Annotated in this window: 20 protein-coding genes and 1 pseudogene; 17 read left to right on the forward strand and 4 right to left on the reverse strand. The window is 70.1% G+C overall.

The genetic code is table 11. The features are described 5' to 3' along the window. Positions 1-2: 2 nt before the first annotated feature. The gene (locus STRVI_RS15465) at positions 3-320 is read right to left on the reverse strand and encodes a putative quinol monooxygenase (protein ID WP_014056591.1); all 318 of its coding nucleotides are present in this window, start codon (positions 318-320) and stop codon (positions 3-5) included. A 142-nt stretch (positions 321-462) separates the two neighbouring features. On the opposite strand from STRVI_RS15465, the gene STRVI_RS15470 reads away from it, so the two are divergent. From STRVI_RS15470 to STRVI_RS15540, 15 genes are all read left to right on the forward strand, one after another. Beyond that, a complete protein-coding gene (locus STRVI_RS15470) occupies positions 463-1368 on the forward strand; it encodes an AraC family transcriptional regulator (RefSeq protein ID WP_014056592.1) in 906 nt (301 codons plus the stop codon). A gap of 157 nt (positions 1369-1525) precedes the next feature. Next, positions 1526-2275, forward strand: coding sequence for an SDR family oxidoreductase (locus tag STRVI_RS15475; RefSeq protein WP_014056593.1), 750 nt, complete (start codon positions 1526-1528; stop codon positions 2273-2275). A 108-nt stretch (positions 2276-2383) separates the two neighbouring features. Then, positions 2384-3586 carry a PP2C family protein-serine/threonine phosphatase gene (locus tag STRVI_RS15480; RefSeq protein ID WP_014056594.1) on the forward strand — a complete coding sequence of 401 codons (1203 nt, stop codon included), beginning with the start codon at positions 2384-2386 and terminating at the stop codon, positions 3584-3586. Between the two features lie 19 nt (positions 3587-3605). After that, positions 3606-6032 carry a SpoIIE family protein phosphatase gene (locus tag STRVI_RS15485; RefSeq protein WP_014056595.1) on the forward strand — a complete coding sequence of 809 codons (2427 nt, stop codon included), beginning with the start codon at positions 3606-3608 and terminating at the stop codon, positions 6030-6032. Between the two features lie 88 nt (positions 6033-6120). Then, positions 6121-7281: a glutathione-independent formaldehyde dehydrogenase gene (locus STRVI_RS15490; RefSeq protein ID WP_014056596.1), complete on the forward strand. Its 1161-nt coding sequence runs from the start codon at positions 6121-6123 to the stop codon at positions 7279-7281. A 171-nt stretch (positions 7282-7452) separates the two neighbouring features. Beyond that, positions 7453-9381 (forward strand): molecular chaperone DnaK, encoded by a 1929-nt coding sequence (gene dnaK / locus STRVI_RS15495; protein WP_014056597.1) that lies wholly within the window; start codon positions 7453-7455, stop codon positions 9379-9381. Positions 9382-9450: 69 nt separating this feature from the next. Then, the gene (locus tag STRVI_RS15500) at positions 9451-10092 is read left to right on the forward strand and encodes a nucleotide exchange factor GrpE (RefSeq protein WP_014056598.1); all 642 of its coding nucleotides are present in this window, start codon (positions 9451-9453) and stop codon (positions 10090-10092) included. Positions 10093-10099: 7 nt separating this feature from the next. After that, complete coding sequence (locus STRVI_RS15505) at positions 10100-11077, forward strand: DnaJ C-terminal domain-containing protein (protein WP_014056599.1); 978 nt, start codon at positions 10100-10102, stop codon at positions 11075-11077. A 208-nt stretch (positions 11078-11285) separates the two neighbouring features. Beyond that, a complete protein-coding gene (locus STRVI_RS15510; protein ID WP_014056600.1) occupies positions 11286-11654 on the forward strand; it encodes a chaperone modulator CbpM in 369 nt (122 codons plus the stop codon). Beyond that, entirely contained in the window at positions 11645-14287 is a 2643-nt protein-coding gene (gene clpB / locus STRVI_RS15515) for an ATP-dependent chaperone ClpB (protein ID WP_014056601.1), read from the forward strand. Before STRVI_RS15510 ends, clpB begins: the two co-directional genes overlap by 10 nt. A gap of 5 nt (positions 14288-14292) precedes the next feature. After that, a complete protein-coding gene (trxA, locus tag STRVI_RS15520) occupies positions 14293-14754 on the forward strand; it encodes a thioredoxin (protein WP_014056602.1) in 462 nt (153 codons plus the stop codon). A 5-nt stretch (positions 14755-14759) separates the two neighbouring features. Next, positions 14760-15023, forward strand: coding sequence for a UBP-type zinc finger domain-containing protein (locus STRVI_RS15525; RefSeq protein ID WP_014056603.1), 264 nt, complete (start codon positions 14760-14762; stop codon positions 15021-15023). Continuing rightward, a complete protein-coding gene (locus tag STRVI_RS15530; RefSeq protein ID WP_014056604.1) occupies positions 15023-16828 on the forward strand; it encodes an FAD-dependent oxidoreductase in 1806 nt (601 codons plus the stop codon). The genes STRVI_RS15525 and STRVI_RS15530 overlap by 1 nt, the downstream gene beginning before the upstream one ends. A 6-nt stretch (positions 16829-16834) precedes the next feature. Next, positions 16835-17437 (forward strand): Hsp20/alpha crystallin family protein, encoded by a 603-nt coding sequence (locus STRVI_RS15535; protein ID WP_014056605.1) that lies wholly within the window; start codon positions 16835-16837, stop codon positions 17435-17437. Between the two features lie 96 nt (positions 17438-17533). Further along, a complete protein-coding gene (locus tag STRVI_RS15540; RefSeq protein ID WP_014056606.1) occupies positions 17534-17965 on the forward strand; it encodes a DUF2267 domain-containing protein in 432 nt (143 codons plus the stop codon). 28 nt (positions 17966-17993) lie between these two features. Here STRVI_RS15540 and STRVI_RS15545 read toward each other — a convergent pair whose 3' ends face one another. Next, the gene (locus STRVI_RS15545) at positions 17994-18443 is read right to left on the reverse strand and encodes a DUF1931 family protein (RefSeq protein ID WP_014056607.1); all 450 of its coding nucleotides are present in this window, start codon (positions 18441-18443) and stop codon (positions 17994-17996) included. A 341-nt stretch (positions 18444-18784) separates the two neighbouring features. On the opposite strand from STRVI_RS15545, the gene STRVI_RS15550 reads away from it, so the two are divergent. Further along, the gene (locus STRVI_RS15550; RefSeq protein WP_014056608.1) at positions 18785-20599 is read left to right on the forward strand and encodes an APC family permease; all 1815 of its coding nucleotides are present in this window, start codon (positions 18785-18787) and stop codon (positions 20597-20599) included. A 50-nt stretch (positions 20600-20649) separates the two neighbouring features. On the opposite strand, the gene STRVI_RS52655 is transcribed toward STRVI_RS15550, so the two are convergent. Further along, positions 20650-20793, reverse strand: a complete 144-nt coding sequence (locus tag STRVI_RS52655) for a hypothetical protein (protein ID WP_167543204.1) — start codon at positions 20791-20793, stop codon at positions 20650-20652. Between the two features lie 583 nt (positions 20794-21376). Beyond that, positions 21377-21508: pseudogene (locus STRVI_RS54295) on the reverse strand (type III effector protein); the annotation flags it as partial. Positions 21509-21754: 246 nt separating this feature from the next. Here STRVI_RS54295 and STRVI_RS15560 point away from each other — a divergent pair. Next, positions 21755-21949, forward strand: coding sequence for a DUF2795 domain-containing protein (locus tag STRVI_RS15560; RefSeq protein ID WP_014056611.1), 195 nt, complete (start codon positions 21755-21757; stop codon positions 21947-21949). Positions 21950-22016: the final 67 nt, after the last annotated feature.

The raw sequence follows: 22016 nt of genomic DNA on the forward strand, positions 1-22016 counted from the left end.
GGTCAGAAGGCGGCCTTGCCGCGGACCGGGACGTAGTCGGTGTACTCGGATTCCTTGGCCAGCAGCCCGTCGATCTGCGCCACGATGGCCTGGGCGGCCTTGTCGGCGAAGATCCGGTGGTGGTCCTCCTCGCTGGTCCAGCCCTCGGTGATGTGGACGACGTCGGGCTCCGACGCGGAGCGGGAAACCAGGTAGACGACGCAGTGCTCGCTCGCGCCGGGGCTGCCCTCGTTCAGGCCGGTCAGCAGCAGGTCGACCAGCCGGTCCCCCATGTGGGGCTTGGCGGTCAGGACGGCGTTGAAGCCGTATGTGACGATCATGGCTGCCTTCTTCTTGGTGATGGAGTGAGGTGACTCCATTCAATGCGCCTGGCCTGCGGGAACGTAGAACGATGCGCGCTTGTACTTGCACGATCCTCGCGGGCTTGGGAGCTGCGCTGCGGAATGGTGCTGAACTGGACGCATGTTCCTCGAAGAGCTCCGCACCCTGCTGGCCCGGCATGCCCGGCCCGACTGGACCACTGCCATCGACGGCGTCCTGATCTCGAGAGTCGACCGGGCGGACCCGCTGGCGCCCTCCATGTCCGGCACGGTGCTGGCGGTCATTGCCCAGGGCGCCAAACGACTCGCGCTGGGTGAGAGGGTCTACGAGTACGGCGCCGGGCAGTACCTGGTCGCATCCGTCGACTTGCCCGTCACCGGACAGTTCACCCAGGCCCAACCGGAGCAGCCGGCCCTCGGCTTCGGCCTCACGTTGGAACCGTCCGCCGTCGCCGAACTGCTGTTGCAGGCCGGTCCCGCGGACACCCCCCGCGCCGGCGCAGGCGCGCCGTCGGGCATCGCTGTCAGCGATGCCCCGCCCGCACTGCTCGACGCGGTGGTCCGGCTGCTGCGCCTGCTGGACGAGCCCCGCGACCGCGTCGTACTGGCCCCGCTGGTCAAGCGCGAGATCCTGTGGCGCCTGATCACCAGCGAGCAGGGTGCGACGGTGCGCCAGCTCGGCCTCGCCGACAGCGGCCTCAGCCATATCTCCCGGGCCGTGCGCTGGATCCGCGAGCACTACGCGGAGCCCTTCCGGGTCGAGGACGTGGCACGCCTGTCCGGCATGAGCGTCTCCGCCTTCTACCGCAACTTCCAGGCGGTGACCGCGATGAGCCCCATCCAGTTCCAGAAGCAGATCCGGCTCCAGGAGGCCCGGCTGCTGCTCGCCACCCACCCGGGCGACGTCACCGGGGTCGGCCACCACGTCGGGTACGACAACCCCTCGCAGTTCAGCCGCGAGTACCGCCGCCAGTTCGGCGCACCCCCGAGCCGGGACGCGGCCCGCCTGCGGAACACCGTACGCGCCCCCGTGGGCTTCCTGCCCTGAGCAGGGCTGGACCACGGAGGAGGATCGTGCAAGGGGAAGGGAGAATAGTTCTACTATTACCGCAGGTCAGAGCGATTCAATGGGATCAGCAGTTCTCCCGCGGAGCAGAAAAATGCCTGTCCCTCCGCGGATCCCACCACATCGCAAGGGACACAGCATGAAGACAGTTCTGATCACCGGCACCTCCTCCGGATACGGGCGCGAGACCGCCCTCTATTTCCACGCCCAGGGGTGGAACGTCATCGCCACGATGCGCACCCCGCGGGCAGGCGTCCTGCCCGAGTCGGACCGGCTGCGCGTCGTCGAGCTCGACGTGACCAAGCCCGGGACCATCACCGCCGCGTTGGAGGAAGCGGGGCCCATCGACGTGTTGGTCAACAACGCGGGCGTCCCGTCGATCAGTGTGTTCGAGGGCACCCCCATGGCCCGAGTGCGGGAAGTTTTCGAGACCAACACGTTCGGCGTGATGGCGACGACGCAGGCGGTGCTGCCCCAGTTCCGCGAGCGCGGCTGTGGCGTGGTGGTCAACGTGACCTCCAGCGTGGTGCTGGGCCACATGCCGCTCTCGGCCGTCTACAAGGCGAGCAAGATGGCCATTGAGGGGTTCACCTCATCTCTCGCGCTCGAGCTCGAGCCCTTCGGTGTGCAGGCGAAGACGGTCGAGCCGGGCGCCTGCCTGGCGACGAACTTCGCGGACAGGGCGACGAACGGCGGGTCGCTGGACGCGCTGGTCCCGGCGCCCTACGCACCGTGGGTGAAGAAGGCCATGGGCGACTTCACGAGCCAGGACCTGTTCACCAAGGAGAGCGATGTCGCCGAGACGGTGTGGCGAGCCGTACACGACACGACCGGCCAGCTCCGGTTCCCGGCCGGTCCCGACGCGGTCCGGCTCGCCCAGGCGAAGTGATCAACCAGCGGGCGACGTCGGCGGGGGCGCCGAAGCCGGAGGCGGCCGTGCGCGAGCCCGCCGCCGTCCCGAGGGCGCCGGGCGGCCCGCCGCCGTAAGGTGGACCGCATGGTGGACGCGAGTGTGTCGACCTCGGCCGAGGCCGCTGAGCAGTCGCTGGACGAGCTGCTCCGGGCCACCCACGAGGCATCACCGATGGAGCTCCCGGTGGCCCTGGACCGCTACACCGAGGCCATGGGCATCGGCCGCGCGGTGATCTACCTGGTCGACCTCGAGCAGCGGCTGCTGATGCCGCTCGACGAGGACGTACCGCGTCTGGACATCGACGACTCCCTGGCCGGATTCGCCTTCCGCACCGATTCGGCGCAGATCGAGGACGAGGACGCGGGCGGCTTGTCCGTCTGGCTGCCGCTGATGAACGGCGCGGAGCGGCTGGGGGTGCTGCAGTTGCGGATGGAATCCCTGGACGGGCTCACGCTCTGGCGCTGCCGGACGCTGGCCTCGCTCCTGGCCCTGGTCATCACGTCCAAACGGACGTATATCGATACCTTCGCGCAGCGCATCAGGACCCGGTCCATGGAGCTGCCCACCGAGATGGTGCGGGCCTTCCTCCCGCCGCGTTCGATCGGCACCGGCCGGGTGGTCTCGACGGCCGTCGTGGAGCCCGCGTACGAGCTGGGGGGCGATGCCTTCGACCATTCGTTCACCGAGGACGTCCTGCACGCCACGATCCTCGACGCCATGGGCCACGATCTGGCCTCCGGGCTGACCACCTCCGTGGCGATGGCGGGCAGCCGCAACGCCCGGCGCACCGGCGCCGATCTGGCGGAGCTGGTCACCACCGTGGACGAGGCGCTGGCCAAATGGCTTCCGGACCAGTTCTGTACGGGCGTCTTCCTCCAGTTGCACATGCCGAGCGGGGCGCTGCGCTGGTCCAACTGCGGCCACCCGACCCCGCTGGTCATCCGCCGCCGGCGGCTGCTGGACAAGGAGCTGGAGCGGACCTCCGAGCCCCCGCTGGGGCTGCTCGCGCAGCTGTCGGACGCTCCCCGGCAGGTCCATGAGACGGCCCTGGAGGCCGGTGACCGCCTCCTGCTGTACACGGACGGGGTTGTGGAGTCGCGGGACGAGGGCGGTGAGCAGTTCGGCCTGGAGCGCTTCGCCGACCACATCATCCGCTCGACGGCCGCCGGGGAGAACGCCCCCGAGGTGCTCCGGCTGCTCATCCACGCCATCCTCGATCACCGGCACAGTGAGCTCAGCGACGACGCCACGATTTTGATGATCGAGTGGCTGCCGCCGGATCCCTGAGCCGTCGGGACGATATCCGATGACGCCCCCCGACCCCGCCGCCCGCCGCGTCCGGCCGGACACTCCGCCCGGCGCCCCCGGCCTGGCCACGGCCACGGTCGACGGCCACGGCGTGGTGACCGGGTGGAGCGAGGGTGCCCGGCGGCTGCTGGGCTATCGCGCCGAGGACGTCGTAGGGCGGTCGGCGGGCGAGCTGCGCGCGGAGCGGACCGCCGGGCCCGCCGGCGAGGGCCCCGGGCCGTGCCTGGCGGACGAGCCCCGGTGGAGCGGACGGGTCGCGCTGTGCCACCGGGACGGGCGCCGGGTGGAGGTCGAGCTGCTGGCGCACCGCGGCCCGGTGGACGGCGGATCCGCGGGCTGGCTGCTGGTCTCCGCCGCGCCCCGGGAGCCGCTCTCCCGGGAGCCGGGCGCACCGGCGGACCGCGCGTTCGCCCAGTGTCCGTGCGTCCTGGCGGTCTTCGACACGGAGCTGCGCCTGGTGTCGGCGAACGCCGACATGGAGGCCGCCACTACCCGCAGCGAGGACCAGATGCGCGGGCTGCGGCTGACGGAGCTGATCCGCCACGGGGAGATTGAACGGGTCGAGCGGGCCATGCGGCGAGTGCTGGAGAGTGGCGAACGGCTCGAGCTGGAGACGAACCTGCGGGGGCCTGGCAAGAGCCATGCGCACGCCTGGTCGGTCTCCCTGGCCCCGCTGGTCGACCGGACCGGCGGGCGCCAGGGCGTGTGCTTCGCGGCGCGCGACACCACCGCCGCGCAGGAGGCCAGGCAGCGGCTGCTGCTGCTCAGCGAGGCGGGGGCACGGCTGGACAGCACCCTGGACCTGGACCGGATCGCCCAGGAACTGGTCAAGGTGGCGGTCCCCGGGTTCGCCGACTTCGCCAGTATCGATCTGCTCACCTTCCTCCACCGGGGCGACGAGCCCCCGGCGGGGCCGCTGCGCGAGCCCATCACCCTGCGGCGCGCGGCCCACCGGTCCGTCCTCGAGGGCACCCCGGAGGCGCTGGTCGACGTTGGAGGCCTGGCCACGCATCCCCGGCACTCCCCCACGGCGGCGTGCCTGATCGAGGGCCGGGCCGCGCGGCACCAGGTGACGGAGTCCCTGCTGGCGGGCTGGGAGGCCACGGACCCCGCCCGGGCCGCCCGGATCCGCGAGCACGGGATGCATTCGGTGATCGTGGCGCCGATGCGCGCCCGTGGGGTCACCCTCGGTGCGGCTTTCTTCGCCCGCCACCGCACACCGGCGCCCTTCACCGAGGACGACACGATGCTGGCCGAGGAGCTCACCGCCCGGGCGGCCGTCTGTGTCGACAACGCCCGCCGCTATTTGCGGGAACGCATGACGGCCGAGACCCTGCAGCGCAGCCTGCTGCCGCAGGGGTTGCCCGACCTGACGGCGCTGGAGATCGCCTCGCGCTATCTGCCCTCGGGCGCCTGGGCCGGAGTGGGCGGCGACTGGTTCGACGCGATTCCGCTGTCCAGCGCCCGCGCCGCCGTGGTGGTCGGCGATGTCGTGGGCCGCGGCATCCAGGCTGCCGCCACCATGGGGCGGCTGCGCACCGCCGTGCGCACCCTGGCCGATATCGATCTGCCCCCCGGTGAGCTGCTGGCCCACCTCGACGATCTGGTCAACCGGCTGTCCTCGGACGAGAACCCCGAGATTGGCGGGGCCGTCGGCGCCACCTGTCTGTACGCGGTCTACGACCCGGTCTCCCGTCACTGCGCCATCGCCGCGGCGGGCCATCCCGCACCGCTGGTGGTCGGCCCGGAGGGCACCGCCGATCTTCTCGGCCTGCCCACCGGTCCGCCGCTGGGGCTGGGCGGGCTGCCGTTCGAGGTCATGGAGACGGAGCTGCCCGAGGGCAGTCTGCTCGCCCTGTACACCAACGGCCTGATCGTCGGCCGCGACCGCGAGATCGGCGAGGGGCTGGAGACTCTGCGCGAGGTCCTGAGCCGGCCCGCCCCCTCCCTGGAGGCGCTCTGCGACGACGTCCTGCGGGCCCTGCTCCCGGTCCGTCCCGACGACGACATCGTCCTGCTCCTCGCCCGCACCCGGGCGCTCCCCGCCGACCGGGTCGCCACCTGGGACATCCCCGCGGACGCGGCCGCCGTCGCCGAGGCCCGCCGGAACGCCACCGGGCAACTGCTGGCCTGGGGTCTTGAGGAGACGCTCTTCACCACCGAGCTGATCGTCAGCGAGCTGGTCACCAACGCGATCCGCTACGGTCGCCCGCCCATCCGGCTGCGGCTGATCCGCGACCGCGGCCGCCTCATCTGCGAGGTCTCCGACACCAGCAACACGGCGCCCCATCTGCGGCGGGCCCGGGTCTTCGACGAGGGCGGCCGCGGTCTGATGCTGGTGGCCCAGCTGGCGACGCGCTGGGGCACCCGGCAGGGCGCGGACGGCAAGACGATCTGGGTCGAGCAGGACCTCTCCCCGCACTGAACTGGGCCAATAACTCCCCGGTCGCGGGCGGGTGTTACGAGTGAGACCGTAGCGAATGGAGGGGGAGCCTCCGATTCGAGGAGCGACCATGAAAGCAGCTGTATACGAGGGACCGCGGACGGTGACGGTCAAGGATGTGCCGGACGCGAAGATCGAGCATCCCTGCGACATCATCGTGCAGATCACCACCACCAACATCTGCGGCTCCGATCTCCATATGTACGAAGGGCGCACCTCGTTCGAACCGGGCCGCACCCTGGGGCACGAGAATCTGGGGAAGGTCGTCGAGGTCGGCTCGGCGGTCCGGAAGGTCAAGGTCGGTCAGTACGTGGTACTGCCGTTCAACATCGCCTGCGGCTTCTGCAAACAGTGCGAACGCGGGCTGACCAACTACTGCCTGACCATGCAGCCGGAACCCTCTGCGGCCGGAGCCGCGTACGGCTTCGCGGACATGGGGCCGTACCAGGGCGGCCAGGCCGAGTATCTGCGGGTGCCGTACGGCGACTTCAACGCGCTGCGGCTCGGTGAGGACGCCGAGGAGCGCCAGCTGGACTATGTGATGCTGGCCGACATCTTTCCCACCGGCTACCACGCCACCGAGATGGCCGGCGTCAAGCCCGGGGACCAGACCGTGATCTTCGGCGCGGGCCCGGTCGGGCTGATGGCGGCCTATTCGGCGGTGCTCAGGGGCGCCGGCCGGGTGTGGTCGGTGGACTTCCACAGCGACCGGCTGCGAAAGGCCGAGGAGATCGGGGCCATCCCGATCGACATCCGCGAGCAGGACCCGTCCGACGTCGTCAAGTCGGCCACCCTGGGGCTCGGCGCCGACAACGGCTGTGAGTGCGTGGGCTACCAGGCCCATGACCCGCAAGGCCGCGAGGACGCCTCCATGACCATGAACGGCCTGATCGACTGTGTGCGGTTCACCGGCGCGATCGGCGTCGTGGGCGTGTTCGTCCCCGAGGACCCGGGCGGGAAGGACGTCCAGGGTGAACTCGAGGCCCAGGGCAAGGTGCCGATCGACTTCGGCAAGCTGTGGTTCAAGGGCCAGCGGATCGGCACCGGCCAGGCGCCGGTGAAGCGGTACAACCGGATGCTGCGCGATCTGATCGCCGGGGGCAAGGCCGAGCCGAGCTGGGTCGTCTCCCATGAGCTCGGGCTGGACGAGGCCCCGAGCGGCTATGAGCACTTCGACCGCCGCGACGAGGGCTGGACCAAGGTCGTCCTGCACCCGGACGGCTCGCGCTGACGGATGCCCTGTCCTGTGGGTGCATTCGGGGGGTGGATATTCGTCCCCGGATCGCTGGACCGTTCATGGCCCGGTTTGTCACCCTTTGTGGTAGAGGCTCGTTAACCGATCCCGCTCCCGCGGCCGGCCGGGCGCTGATTGTGGCTGGCGGCCGCCTGGGAAGGAGTTGCCATGGCCAAGGCAGTCGGAATCGATCTGGGCACCACCAACTCGGTGATCGCCGTGTGGGAGGGTGGTGAGTCCTCGGTCGTTGCGAACGCCGAGGGGAGCCGTACCACACCGTCGGTGGTGGCGTTCACTGATACCGGTGAACGGCTGGTGGGGCAGTTGGCCCGGCGCCAGGCGATTCTCAATCCGAAGGGCACCATCTACTCGGCCAAGCGGTTCATCGGCCGGCACTACGACGAGGTTTCGGACGAGGCCAAGGCGGTCGCCTACGACGTGGTCCCCGACGAGCACGGCCTGGCCCGGTTCAAGGTCCGCGACAAGCTGTATTCGCCGGAGGAGATCAGTGCGCAGGTGCTGCGCAAGCTGGCCGACGACGCGGGGAAGCAGCTGGGTGAGCGGGTGACCGAGGCAGTCATCACGGTGCCGGCGTACTTCAATGATGCTCAGCGCAGTGCCACCAAGGATGCCGGTGAGATCGCCGGGCTGAAGGTGCTGCGGATCATCAACGAGCCGACCGCGGCCGCCCTGGCCTACGGGCTGGACAAGAAGGGTCATGAGACGGTTCTGGTCTTCGATCTGGGTGGCGGCACCTTCGATGTGTCGATCCTCGATGTCGGGGACGGGGTGGTGGAGGTGCGCTCCACCGCGGGCGACAGTCATCTGGGCGGGGATGATTTCGACCGGCGGCTGGTGGATCATCTGGCGGATAAGTTCCAGCAGGAGAACGGCATCGATCTGCGTCAGGATCCGCAGGCGCTGCAGCGGTTGTTCGAGGCTGCGGAGAAGGCCAAGACGGAGCTGAGTTCGGTGACGCAGACGCAGGTCAGTCTGCCGTTCATCACCGCGGACGCCTCCGGTCCGAAGCATCTGACCGAAACCGTCATGCGGTCCACGTTCGAGCAGATCACCTCCGATCTGGTGGAGCGCTGCCTGGGCCCGGTCCAGCAGGCCATGGCCGACGCCAACGCCGGCGAGAACGACATCGACGAGGTGATCCTGGTCGGCGGATCGACCCGGATCCCCGCCGTACAGGCCCTGGTCCGCCGGCTGACCGGCGGCAAGGAGCCCAATATGAGCGTCAACCCCGACGAGGTCGTGGCCCTGGGTGCCGCGATCCAGGCGGGGGTGCTCAAGGGCGAGGTCAAGGATGTGCTGCTGCTGGATGTCACCCCGCTGTCGCTGGGTGTGGAGACCCGTGGTGGTGTGATGACGAAGATCATTGAGCGGAACACCACGATTCCGGTGCGGCGTACGGAGACGTTCTCCACGGCTGAGGACAATCAGCAGGCCGTGGACATCGTGATCCTGCAGGGGGAGCGTGAGCGGGCTGCTGACAACCGGGTGCTCGGGCGTTTCCAGCTCACTGGTATCCGTCCGGCGCCGCGGGGCGAGCCGCAGGTCGAGGTGACCTTCGATATCGATGCGAATGGCATCTTGAGTGTCACCGCGCGTGACCAGGACACGGGGAAGGAGCAGTCGATCCAGATCACGGAGACCGGCAATCTGGACCGCGGTGAGATCGAGCGCATGGTGCAGGAGGCCGAGCGCAATCGTGGTGAGGATCAGGCGCTGCGCGAGGCCGTGGACGCGCGCAACGAGCTGGACGCCATCGCCTACCAGGTCGAGAAGCGTCTTTCCGAGCTGGGTGATGCGGTGCCCTCGCATGAGCGGTCGCGTGCCGAGATGCTGGTCAACGATGCCCGTGAGGCGGTCAGGAACGAGGCCGGTGTCGACCGGACCAGGCCGCTGATCTCCGAGCTCCAGCAGGTCTACGCGGGCCTGGCCTCCCACGAGACGGCCGGCGCCGATGCGGGCGCGGGTGCCGGTGGGGCGGCCGGTGGGGCGGGCGGTGCCCAGGACACCGGGGCCGGGGCCGGGGGCGGGGGTGGGGACGATGAGGATGTCATCGACGCCGAGTTCGACAAGGGCTGACCGGTACGGCACCGCAAAGGCGTATTCGGCCAGAGGCTCATTCGACGAAGGCTGATGGAGAGGCCGCTTATGTCCACTCAACCGCAGCAGCCCGAACCGGTGCCGGAGGGTGCCGTGACCGAGCCGGAGCCAGGGCAGGAGCAGGGGCAGGGGCAGGGGCAGGAGCAGGGTCTGCCCGCGCCGGGTGGCGTGGACGCGCGCGGGAGGGGCGGGGAGGGACCGGGTCCGGATGCGGCCGGCGGCCCCGCCGGCACCGGCTCCGACACGGCGTCCGGTGAGCAGGCTGGCGCGCTGGCGGAGTTGGAGGACCGCTGGCGGCGGGCTCTGGCGGATGTGGAGAATCTGCGTAAGCGTCATGTCAGGGAGGTGGAGCGGGAGCGGGCGGCGGAGCGGGCCCGTACGGCGGCGGCTCTGCTGCCCGTCATCGACAATCTTGAACTCGCTCTGTCCCATGCCGAGTCCGACCCGGGTTCGATCGTGGAGGGTGTCAGGGCCGTCCGTGATCAGGCCGTGAACACTCTGGCCCAGTTGGGTTACGAGCGGCGGGGCGAGACGGGGGAGGCGTTCGATCCGGCCCGGCATGAGGTGGTCGGTGTGGTCGAGGACCCCGAGGCCGAGCCGGGCACGGTGGTCCAGGTCCTGCGGCCGGGCTACGGGGATCCCGGCAACCAGCTCAGGCCGGTGGCGGTGGCCGTGGCGAAGCGGGAGTGAGACGGCGATGGCACGGGATTACTACGAGGTGCTCGGTGTCTCACGGGGTGCGAGCCAGGATGAGATCCAGCAGGCGTTCCGCACCCGGGCCCGTCGCCTTCACCCCGTTGTGAACAAGGATCCGGACGCGGAGGAGCGGTTCAAGGAGCTCAACGACGCCTACAGCGTGCTCTCCGACCCCAAGACGCGGGCTCGTTATGACCGGTTCGGTGATGACTGGCGCAAGATCCCGGAGGACTGGGAGGAGCGTGTCGGCGCCGGCGCCGGTGCTGGTGCCGGTGGTGGTGGTTTCCGTGGGTGGACGACTGCCGGGGACGGGGGGCGGGTGCGGTTCACGCGTGGTTTCGGGGAGGACGCCGGGGGCGGGGGTGTGGATTTCGAGGATCTGTTCGGCGCGTTCTTCGGCGGTGGTGCGGGCCCGGGCGGGGGTGGGGGGCGGGTGGATATTCCGGGGGCCGATCAGGAGGCGGAGCTGCCGCTCACCGTGGAGGACGCCTTCCATGGTGGTCACCGTGTCGTGACCCTGGCCGGGCCGTCGGGGCAGCGCACGTTCGAGGTGGATGTCCCGGCGGGTGTGGTCGATGGGCAGCGGATCCGGCTGGCCGGGCAGGGCGGGCGGGGCACGGGTGACGCGCCGGCGGGGGATCTGTATCTGCGGGTGCGGATCCAGCCGCATCCGCGGTTCCGGCTGGAGGGCCGGAACATTCATGTGACGCTCCCGGTCGCGCCGTGGGAGGCCGCGCTGGGCGCGACCGTCCCGGTGCCCACGCCCGGCGGTACTGCCAAGGTGACGGTCCCGCCCGGGTCCTCCAGCGGACGCCGGCTGCGGCTGCGCGGTGAGGGCATGCCCAACCCGCGCGGACCCGACGGTGATCTGTTCGCGGAGATCCGCATCATGGTGCCGCCCAGCCTCAGCGACCGCGAGCGCGAGCTGTTCGAGGAACTGGGCCGCACCTCCTCCTTCGACCCCAGGAGCGAGCAATGACCACCCACGCACGAGGGACCGTCACGGCCACCCCCGGGCGCACCCCCACCCCCGGGAGCACTCCCACACCCGGGAGCACCCCCACCCCCGGGAGCACCCCCACCCCCGGGAGCACCCCCACACCCGGGAGCACGCACACACCCGGGAGCACTCCCACCCCCGGGAGCACTCCCACACCTGGGAGCACGCACACACGGGGGAGTGAGCGATGAGCACGCACACACCCGGGATGGTCACGGCGGCCCGGTATGCGCCCGTGACGTCGGTTCATTACGACCTGGTGCCCGCGCCCAGGCTCTCCCTGGAGACGGTGGCTACTCGTACCGGGCTCCATCCCGAGCTGATCCGGCGTTTTGTCGTCCTCGGTCTGGTGGAGGCGGAGCGTGATGCGGCGGGGCGGCTGGTGTTCGCTCCTGGTGCTCCGGCGGCGGTGGGCCGTGTGGAGCGGCTGCGTTCGGGGCTCTGCCTGAATTACGCCTCCATCGGTCTGGTGCTGGATCTGCTCGACCGTATCGATCTGCTGGAAGCCGCACTGCGCCGTAGTGGCGTGAGGAGTGGAGAACCGTCATGGACATGAACCGCCTCACCCAGAAGTCCCAGGAAGCCCTCCAGGACGCGCAGACCAGGGCTCAGCGGTACGGCCATAGCGAGGTCGACGGCGAGCATCTGCTGCTGGCTCTCCTGGACCAGCCCGAGGGGCTGGTGCCCCGGCTGATCGGCCAGTTGGGCGCCGATCCGGAGGCGGTGCGCACCATGCTGGAGACGGAGGTGGCCCGTAAACCCAAGGTCACCGGCCCCGGAGCCACGCCGGGGCAGGTCTTCGTCACCCAGCGGCTGTCCCAACTGCTGGATACCGCCGAACAGGAGGCGCGGCGGCTGAAGGATGAGTACGTGTCGGTGGAGCACCTGGTGCTCGCCCTCGCCGAGGAGGGTTCGGCCACCGCGGCCGGGCGGGTGCTGGGGGAGCACGGCGTCACCAAGGAGGCGTTCCTGGGTGCTCTGACCCGGGTCCGCGGCAGTCAGCGGGTGACGTCCGCCAATCCGGAGGTGGCGTATGAGGCGCTGGAGAAGTACGGGCGGGATCTGGTGCTGGAGGCCCGTTCGGGCAAGCTGGACCCGGTGATCGGCCGGGATGCGGAGATCCGCCGGGTGACGCAGATCCTCAGCCGCAAGACGAAGAACAATCCGGTGCTCATCGGCGATCCCGGCGTCGGCAAGACCGCCATCGTCGAGGGCCTGGCGCAGCGTATCGTGCGCGGTGACGTCCCCGAGGGGCTGCGGGACAAGACGATCTTCGCCCTGGACATGGGCTCCCTGGTGGCCGGCGCGAAGTACCGCGGGGAGTTCGAGGAGCGGCTCAAGGCCGTGCTCACCGAGGTCAACTCCGCCCAGGGCCGGATCCTGCTGTTCGTGGACGAGCTGCACACCGTGGTCGGCGCCGGGGCCGCCGAGGGTGCCATGGACGCCGGGAACATGCTCAAGCCGATGCTGGCCCGCGGCGAGCTGCACATGATCGGCGCCACCACCCTGGACGAGTACCGCAAACACATCGAGAAGGACGCCGCGCTGGAACGCCGCTTCCAGATGGTGCTGGTGGACGAGCCGAGTGTGGAGGACACCATCTCCATCCTGCGGGGCCTGCGTGAGCGTCTCGAGGTCTTCCACGGCGTCAAGATCCAGGACACCGCCCTGGTCTCCGCCGCCACCCTCAGTCACCGCTACATCAGCGACCGGTTCCTGCCCGACAAGGCCATCGACCTGGTCGATGAGGCATGCGCCAGACTGCGGACCGAGATCGACTCCATGCCCGCCGAACTGGATGAGATCACCCGCCGGGTCACCCGGCTGGAGATCGAGGAAGCCGCGCTCTCCAAGGAGAGCGACCCCGCCAGCGCCCAGCGCCTGGAGGAACTGCGCCGGGAACTGGCGGATCTGCGGGCCGAGGCGGATGCCAAACACGCCCAGTGGGAGGCCGAACGGCAGTCCATCCGCCGGGTCCAGGACCTGCGCCGGGAGCTGGAAGAGGTCCGCCGCGAGGCCGAGGAGGCCGAACGCGCCTACGACCTCAACCGCGCCGCCGAACTCCGCTACGGCAGACTCCAGGAGCTTCAGCGCAAACTGGCCGCCGAGGAGGAACAACTGGCCGCCAAACAGGGCGCGCACCGGCTGCTGCGCGAGGTGGTCACCGAGGAGGAGATCTCCGACATCGTCTCCGCCTGGACCGGCATCCCCGTCTCCCGCCTGCAGGAAGGCGAACGGGAGAAACTGCTGCGCCTGGACGAGATCCTCCAGGAGCGCGTCATCGGCCAGGACGAGGCCGTCAAGCTGGTCTCCGACGCCATCATCCGGGCCCGCTCGGGCATCCGCGACCCACGCCGCCCGATCGGCTCGTTCATCTTCCTCGGCCCCACCGGCGTCGGGAAGACCGAGCTGGCCAAGGCACTGGCCGCAGCCCTCTTCGACACCGAGGAGAACATGATCCGCCTGGACATGAGCGAATACCAGGAACGGCACACCGTCAGCCGCCTGGTCGGCGCCCCGCCCGGATACATCGGCTACGAGGAGGGCGGCCAGCTCACCGAGGCGGTGCGGCGCAAACCGTACTCGGTCGTCCTCTTCGACGAGATCGAGAAGGCCCACACCGATGTCTTCAACACCCTGCTGCAGGTCCTGGACGACGGCCGGATCACCGACGCCCAGGGACGGCTGGTCGACTTCCGCAACACCGTGATCATCATGACCTCCAACATCGGCTCGATGCACCTCCTGGACGGCGTCACCACCGACGGCGAGCTCAAGCCGGACGCCCGGGGCCTGGTGATGAGCGAACTGCGCGGCCACTTCCGCCCCGAATTCCTCAACCGGGTCGATGACATCGTTCTGTTCAAACCCCTGGGCGAACCCCAGATCGAACGCATCGTGGAACTCCAACTCGACGAACTGCGCAAACGCCTGGCCGAACGCCTCATCGCCGTCGAACTCACCCCCGCCGGCCGCCAGGTCATCGCCCACGAAGGCTACGACCCCGTCTACGGAGCCCGCCCACTACGCCGCTTCATCTCCCACGAAGTGGAAACCCTCATCGGCCGCGCCCTGCTCCGCGGCGACATCGACGAAGGCGCCACCGTCAAAGTCGACGCCCAACACGGCGAACTCGTCGTCACCTACGAACCACAACCCGAGACCGCAGGACTCGGAAAGGCCGCGTGAGAACCATGCCCAGCCAGACCATCAAGGCTTCGACCATCACCTGCCCCACCTGTGGGAAGACCAACAAGGTGCCCACTGCGGCGGAGGGCCGTCCGCGGTGCGGCAACTGCAAGAACCCGCTGCCGTGGATCGTGGACGCCGAGGAGCGGGACTTCACCGAGGTCGCCGAGCAGGCCGACCCCCTCGTCGTCGTCGACCTGTGGGCCACCTGGTGCGGGCCGTGCCGCATGGTCAGCCCCGCGCTGGAGCAGGTGGCCCGGGAACTCGCCGGAGAGATCAAGCTCGTCAAGGTCGATATCGACCGCAATCCCCGGCTCGCCCAGCGGTTCGAGGTGCAGGCCGTGCCGACCCTGCTCATCCTGGACAAGGGGGAGCTGGTCGCCCGCCGCGCGGGCGCGGCGCCCGCGGGCGCCCTGCGTTCGTGGATCGAGCAGGTGATGACGGGCCGCGACAGCAAGGAAGGGTGAACGCCATGGCCATCGAGCCCGATCCGCACCTGGCGATGGTGCGTCCGGTCACCCCGCGCAGCCCCGAGGGGTGCGAGGAGTGCCTGCGCCTGGGGTCCCCCTGGGTCCATCTGCGGCTCTGTCTGACCTGCGGACACGTCGGGTGCTGCGACTCCTCGCCCCTCAAGCACGCCCGTGCGCACGCGTACGCCGACCAGCACCCCATCGTCGAGCCCCTGGAACCGGGCGAGACCTGGCGGTGGTGCTACGCCCACGAGGCCATGGCCTGATGACGAGCGAGGACAGGTCCGCGGACACCGCACCCGAGGGAGCGGTACCGGACGAGACCCCGGATATTTACGGCGCGTATCCGCGGCTGACGGACGAGCAGATCACGTTCCTGGCCGGGCACGGTACCCGCCATCCGGTGGTGCCCGGCCAGGTGCTCATCCGCGAGGGCGACCAGTGCACGGACTTCTATGTCATCCTCAGCGGCTCGATCGCGATCATCGAGGATTACGGCACCCCGGACGAGCGGCTCCTGAGGGTGCACGGCCCGGGGCGCTTCCTCGGCGAACTGGGTCTGCTCCAGGGACAGGTGGCCTTCTACACCGCCCGCTCCCGCCAGGCCGGGGAGGTGCTGGCCCTCCCGGTGGACCGGCTGCGGGTGCTGGTCGCCCGCGACCCCGTCCTCGGCGACCTCATCCTCCGCGCCTATCTGGGCCGCCGCGCCCTGCTGGTCGGGACCGGCGCCGGGTTCCGCATCCTCGGCTCGCGCTACTCGCCCGACACCCGGCGGCTGCGCGAGTTCGCAGCCCGCAACCGGCTGCCGCACCGCTGGATCGACCTGGAGACGGACAAAGAGGCCGAGGCGCTGCTGCGCCGCTTCTCCATCAGCCCGGAGGAAACCCCGATCGTCATCTGGCGTGAGCACCAGGTGCTGCGCAACCCCGACAACGCCGAACTGGCCCGGCTCATCGGCCTCTCCCCACCGGCCCCCGACCGCGGCCAATACGATCTGCTGGTCGTCGGCTCCGGCCCGGCCGGGATCGCCGCCGCCGTGTACGGCTCCTCCGACGGGCTGACCACCACGGTCGTGGACGCGATCGCCACCGGCGGTCAGGCCGGCACCTCGTCCCTGATCGAGAACTACTTCGGCTTCCCGACGGGGATCTCCGGCTCCGAACTGGCCGAGCGGGGTGTGCTGCAGGCGCGCAAGTTCGGGGCGCAGGTGCGGATCCCGGCCGAGGCGACGTCCCTGGAACCTGGCGACGGCCACTACCGCGTCGCCTTCGCCGACGGCAGCGAGGCGCTGGGCCGTACCGTCGTCCTGGCCACCGGCGCCCGGTACCGCAGGCTGGAGGTCCCCGGGATCGAGCGGCTGGAGGGGGCGAGCGTCTACTACGCGGCTACTGTTTACGAGGCGCAGCAGTGCGGCGCGGACCCCGTCGCCGTGGTCGGCGGCGGCAACTCCGCGGGCCAGGCGGCGCTCTTCCTCGCCGAGCGGGTGCCCCGGGTGCATCTGCTGATCAGGGGCTCGGACCTGGGTGCCCGGATGTCCCGCTATCTGGTCGACCAGATCGAGCGCCATCCCCGGGTGAGCGTGGCGCTGGACACCGAGATCCGTGAGGTACGGGGCGATGACGTCCTGCGGTCGATCGTGGTGGAGCAGACCCGCACCGGGGAGCGCCGCACTGTGGACGCCCGCGCGCTGTTCGTCTTCATCGGGGCCAAGCCGTGCACCGACTGGCTCGCCGACGTCCTGGCCCTGGACGACCGGGGCTTCGTGCTCACCGGCGCCGAGGCCGAGGCCCGGTCGGGCGCCGGCGTCTGGGAGGGCCAGAGCCGCGGCTGTCTGAGCCTGGAGACCACGCTGCCGGGGGTCTTCGCCGCCGGTGACGTGCGCAGCGGCTCGGTCAAGCGCGTGGCCTCGGCAGCCGGCGAGGGGGCGATGGCCATCCACCACGTCCATGACCACCTCGGCCACACCAGCGCCGACCCCACTCGCCCCAACGGTGACATCCAAGCTCCGTCCGGCCGGTCCGCCGCGCCGGGCGGTGACCCGCACGCATCCGTTACACATGACCGGAGGTGAAGGATAATGAGCACACCCGTCCGACGACAGCAACAGCAGCGCCAAGGCGCGATGGACCGACCCCGGGTGTGGGCGCCCAATCCGCTGGCGGAATTCGACGATCTGCTCAACCAGATGGGCGGTCTGCTCGAATCCACGGTCGGCGGAGCGCCGACGCCCGGTCTGGCGACGTGGACGCCCGCCGCCGATGTGACCGAAGGCGACGAGGCATACCACATCGAACTCGAACTCCCCGGCGTCAAGCGCCAGGACATCGACCTCGAGGTCAACGGCCAAGAGCTGACCGTCACCGGGGAGATCAAGGAACGGGAGCGCAAGGGCGTCCTGCGCCGCGGCGGCCGCCGCACCGGCCGGTTCGAGTACCGGCTGCTGCTCCCGAGCGAGGTGAACACCGAGGGCGTCAAGGCGACCATGTCCGAGGGCGTCCTCACGATCACCGTTCCGAAGGCGGAGACCGCCAAGCCCCGCCATATAGAGATCACCGAGAGCGTTCAAGGCGAAAGCCAGCGGCAGCAGGAATCCCAGCGGCAGCAGGAATCCCAGCGGCAACAACAGCCGCAACAGCCGCAACAGCCGCAGCAGTCGCAGCAGTCGCAGGGCGGCCGCTGAGGCTGCGCGCCTGCCGGCCGCGAACCGGCTCTCTCCTCCCCGCGGCGGCCCCCGCTTCGCCGGGCGGCCGCCGCGGGCACCGGAAGGACGAACACGATGGTTGCGACAGGCTTTCCCGCGTTCGACACGACGGTCGACAAGACCAACCGGCTCCTCAAGGAGATCGAGGAGGCGTACGGCTGGCCCAAGGAGCGCCGTAAACAGTCCTACGCCGCCCTGCGCGCGGTCCTGCACCACCTGCGGGACCGGCTGACGGTGGACGAGGCCGTCCAGTTCGGCGCACAGCTCCCGCTCCTGGTGCGCGGCATCTACTACGACGGCTGGAAACCCGCGGAGACGCCGGTGAAGATGCACAGCGAGGAGTTCTACCGGCGGATCCGGCACGACTTCCCGTACTCGATCCAGGGCGACACCGAGCAGCTCGTCCACACCGTCCTGGAAACCCTGCAGCGCCACATCAGCGAGGGCGAATGGCACGACCTTCGGGGCCGGCTGCCCGCCGACCTGGCCACCGTCATCCCGGCCTAGCCGCGGAGGGCCCAGCACCAGCCAGGTGTCACAGCAGGAGATCGAAGAGCCGCCCGACGCTCTCCCAGTGCTGGGTCTGGGGGTTCTTCAGGTCCGGGTAGACGATCTTGAACGTCTGGGCCAGCGCGAGGCTGAGCCCGCCGATGATCTCGGGATACCTTGCCTCGGTGTCGGCGTCGGGCATGCGGTCCAGGGCCGGATGGGCGGTGAGCTGGTCGAGGATGGGCTTCAGCTCGATCTCCTGGTCGAGGGCGCGGAAGCGGTGGATGCTCTCCTGCAGCCCCTTGGTGATCGGCAGGTCCCACGGCAGGATCACGTCCCGGGTGTTGGCCTTCGCGGTCGCCTCGGCGATGAGCAGCAGATCGTAGAGTTTGTCGTTCACGAAGTCGCTATAGCGCTTGAGGTCGTTCTTGTCGACGTCAAGCCCCGCCGCCGCCCGGAAGAACCGCTCGAACCTGGGCACGGACATCACCGTCATGGTCACCAACCTCCAGTCGTCCGGCGCTGGGCGGCAACCCGGCGCGCCTCGTCAGCGCCACCCTCGCTCGCCGGACGCGCGACCGCACGGGCCCGCGGGAACCAATCGCGCGGCCCGCTCTCCTGTCGACAGGCCGGTGCCCACGCCAGCTCATGCTAGGGCCGCGGGCCGCGCCCCGACGGCGACACTCGGGGAGCGCCGCCAGGAACACTCCGTCGGCCCAGGGGAGCCGGGGGAGCGGCGGAGAACTGGCGGCGGTTCGGGCACGCCTCGGATGGCCGGGCGCCACGGCGGGGCACACTGTCGCCCAACGCCCCCGATATCCCGCCCCGAGGTTACCCATGGCGTTCGGACTGGCACACCGCAAGGAACGGCCCCGGGTACCGCTGCGCCACGGGGAGGGCGACAAACACCGGCTCACCAGCCTTGAGGGGCTGGCCGCGCTCTCCCTGGATGCGCTGAGCTCGGTCGCGTACGGCCCCGAGGCCATCGTGGTCGTCCTGATCGCCGCCGGAACCGGGGCGCTGACCGCCACGCTGCCCATCACCGTGGTCATCGTCATTCTGCTCACCGTGCTGGTGATCTCCTACTGCCAGGTGATCGCCGTCCATCCGGACGGAGGCGGCGCCTACGCGGTGGCGAAGAAGAGCCTCGGGCCACGGGTGAGCCTGCTCGCCGCAGCGGCCCTGATCGTCGACTACGTCCTCACCGTCGCCGTCAGCCTGGCCGCCGGCGCCGCCAGCCTCGCCTCCGCCTTTCCGGCCCTCTCCACACATCTGCTCGCCGTCTGCCTGGTGCTGCTCGTCCTGCTCACCACGGTGAATCTGTGGGGAGTGGCCGAGAGCGCCCGGGTGCTGATGCTGCCGACCGTGCTGTTCATCGTCAGCATGCTCGGCATCGTCGTCATGGGGATCCTGCGCTCGCACCCCGCGGCCGTCGTCGGCACCGCCCACTCCGTCCGGGCCACCGAGTCGCTGGGCGCCCTGCTCATCCTCAAGGCGTTCTCCTCGGGCTGCTCCGCCCTGACCGGTGTGGAGGCCATCGCCAACGGCGTGCCGATGTTCCGTGAGCCGCACGTCAAGCGGGCCCAGCACACCGAGCTGATGCTGGGCGTGCTGCTCGGCGCGATGCTGCTCGGGATGGCGTATCTCATCCGCCGCGACCAGGTGGCGCCGCGCGGCGGTGTGACGGTCCTCGCCCAGCTCGCCGCCGGCGCGTACGGAACCGGATGGGAGTACTACGCCACCAGCTTCATCGTCACCCTCGTCCTCGCGCTCGCCGCGAACACCAGCTTCGGCGGTCTCCCCGTCCTGATGAGCGTGCTGGCGCGGGACAACCGGCTGCCCCACCTGTTCGGGCTGCGCTCCGAGCGGCCGGTGTACCGGTACGGGGTGGTGGCGCTGGCGGTGTTGTCGGCGCTGCTGCTCATCGCGGTCGGGGCCGAGACCCACCGGCTGATCCCGCTGTTCGCCATCGGGGTGTTCACCGGCTTCACCATCAGCCAGGTCGGCCTGGTACGCCACTGGGCGACCGAGCAGCCCGAAGGGTGGCTGCGCCGGGCCGTGATCAACGGTCTGGGGGCCGTGCTGACGACCGTGGCCGGGCTGGTCCTGCTGACCACCAAGTTCCTCGAAGGGGCCTGGCTGGTCATGGTCGCGGTGCCGCTGCTGATGCTGCTGTTCACCCGCATCCAGCGGTACTACACGGCGGTCGGCGAGGAACTGGGGCTCGGACGGATCCCGCCCCCGCCGGCGCACACCATGAGCCTGGTCATCGTCCCAGTCGGCGAGGTCAGCAGGCTCGCGCAGCGTGCGCTGACGGCGGCGCTGGCCCTGGGCGACGAAGTCGTGGCGGTCAGCGTCCAGGCCGAGCCCGAGAAGGCGCTGGCGCTGCGGGACGCCTGGGAGCGCTGGAATCCCGGGGTGCGTCTGGAGATCCTCGACAGTCCGCACCGCTCTTTGGTGCAGCCGATGGTCGGCTACGTGCGGCGCGAGACGGGGACCGGCCGCGAGGTCGCCGTGCTCATCCCTGAGGTCGAGCCCCGGCACCGGCGCTACGCGCTTCTCCAGAACCAGCGCGGCCTGCTGCTGGCCGCGGTCCTCCAGGCGCGCACCGATGCGGTCGTCTGCAGGATGCCGTACCGCCTGAGGTTGTGACCGGTCCAATGGCCGGGATCGTGATGCCTCATGACCCGCCCGCACCACCCTCAACCGGCACGGGACCGGTCCTCCTTGGGGAGCCGTTCGAGCATCTCCGCCGCGATCTCTTTGCCTGAATCGCGAGAGAAGTCGACTTGATCAGTGATCACGCCGGCCCAGTACAGGGTGTCGTTGTGCGGTTCGTAGATCACGTCGGCCCCCGGGGCGTCGCACACCGAGAAGGCAGCGCGAGCGAACGGATCACGTCGAGGACTTCGGCATGGCGGCGTTCGCGGGGCAGTGCCAGCAGACGAACGGCCTCCTCGGCATCCGCCCCCCATGGCGAAGACCTGGCCCGAGAAGCCGGGCACTGCCTTGGAGGCGTTCCACAGGGACCAGGGCACACCCCGCTCTTCGATCTCCTCGGCGTCCTCCGGAGGACATCGTGACCGATGACGCTCAGCGCCACGCCGCCGACGGCCTGGACGATGTGGTGGCGCTCCTGATGCGTCAGCACGGCGGGATCCGCAACCTCTTCGACGAGGTGGGGCGGGCCACGGGAGGCGGCCGGCGGGACGCCTTCCGCCGCCTGGTCCGGATGCCGGCCCGGACACGGGGGGTCATCCGGGTAGTGAAGGCGGAAGGCGGAGGACTCGGACCGGATCGTGAGCAGGGCGGTGACGTCCTGCCCGGTGCCCGCACCCTCGTCGCACACAGTTACGGACGTGCCCGGCAGGGTTTCGTGCGCACTGCCTCGGGCGCCCGCGAGCAGGCTCTCGACGCGGTCCGCGAGGTCGTGACGGTGTGGTCGGCGGAGCGGCGGTCGCGGGTGGCCTGTATGCGCTGCTCGCCGGTGGCGCCGGGGGGTCCGGGGCGTACGCGCAGGTGACGACGCTCGGCGGCCTGGCGGCTCGCCACGCCAGCCGGTCCCTGACCTCCCATAGCAGCAGCAGCGCGGCCAGGGCCTGCTCCGAGCTGTCGCGGGGTCTTCCCTACGTCCGGATGTCGGCCGGAGCGCCTATGTGGCTCATTTCGTCAGTACATGGCAATTGGGTGGCTATGGCTGGTTGGCTCCCGTGGGGGCGGGTTACCCGGCGGCACAAGGCACGGCGGATCGAGTGCCGTGCCGGTGGAGGCAGCGCAACCCGAGAAGTGCGAAGGGAAGGATGCGCCGTGGCCAAGCCCAACCCCACAGACCTCCAGAAGGCCCTGAAGGACGCGAACTATCCGGCCGACCGCGACTCCCTGGTCGAGCGGGCCAAGGACAACGGTGCGGACCGGCAACTGGTCGACCAACTGGCGCATCTGAAGAAGGGTCGTTTCGAAGGCCCGGACGAGGTGCAGAAGGCCGTCTTCAAGGGCAAGTAGCCCGGCGGTGAGGACAGGCAATGGTGGGCGGAGGGAAGTGCGCACGCGCTGAATGCCACCCATCACC

Origin of the sequence: Streptomyces violaceusniger Tu 4113, assembly GCF_000147815.2 — a bacterium.
Taxonomy (GTDB): domain Bacteria; phylum Actinomycetota; class Actinomycetes; order Streptomycetales; family Streptomycetaceae; genus Streptomyces; species Streptomyces violaceusniger_A.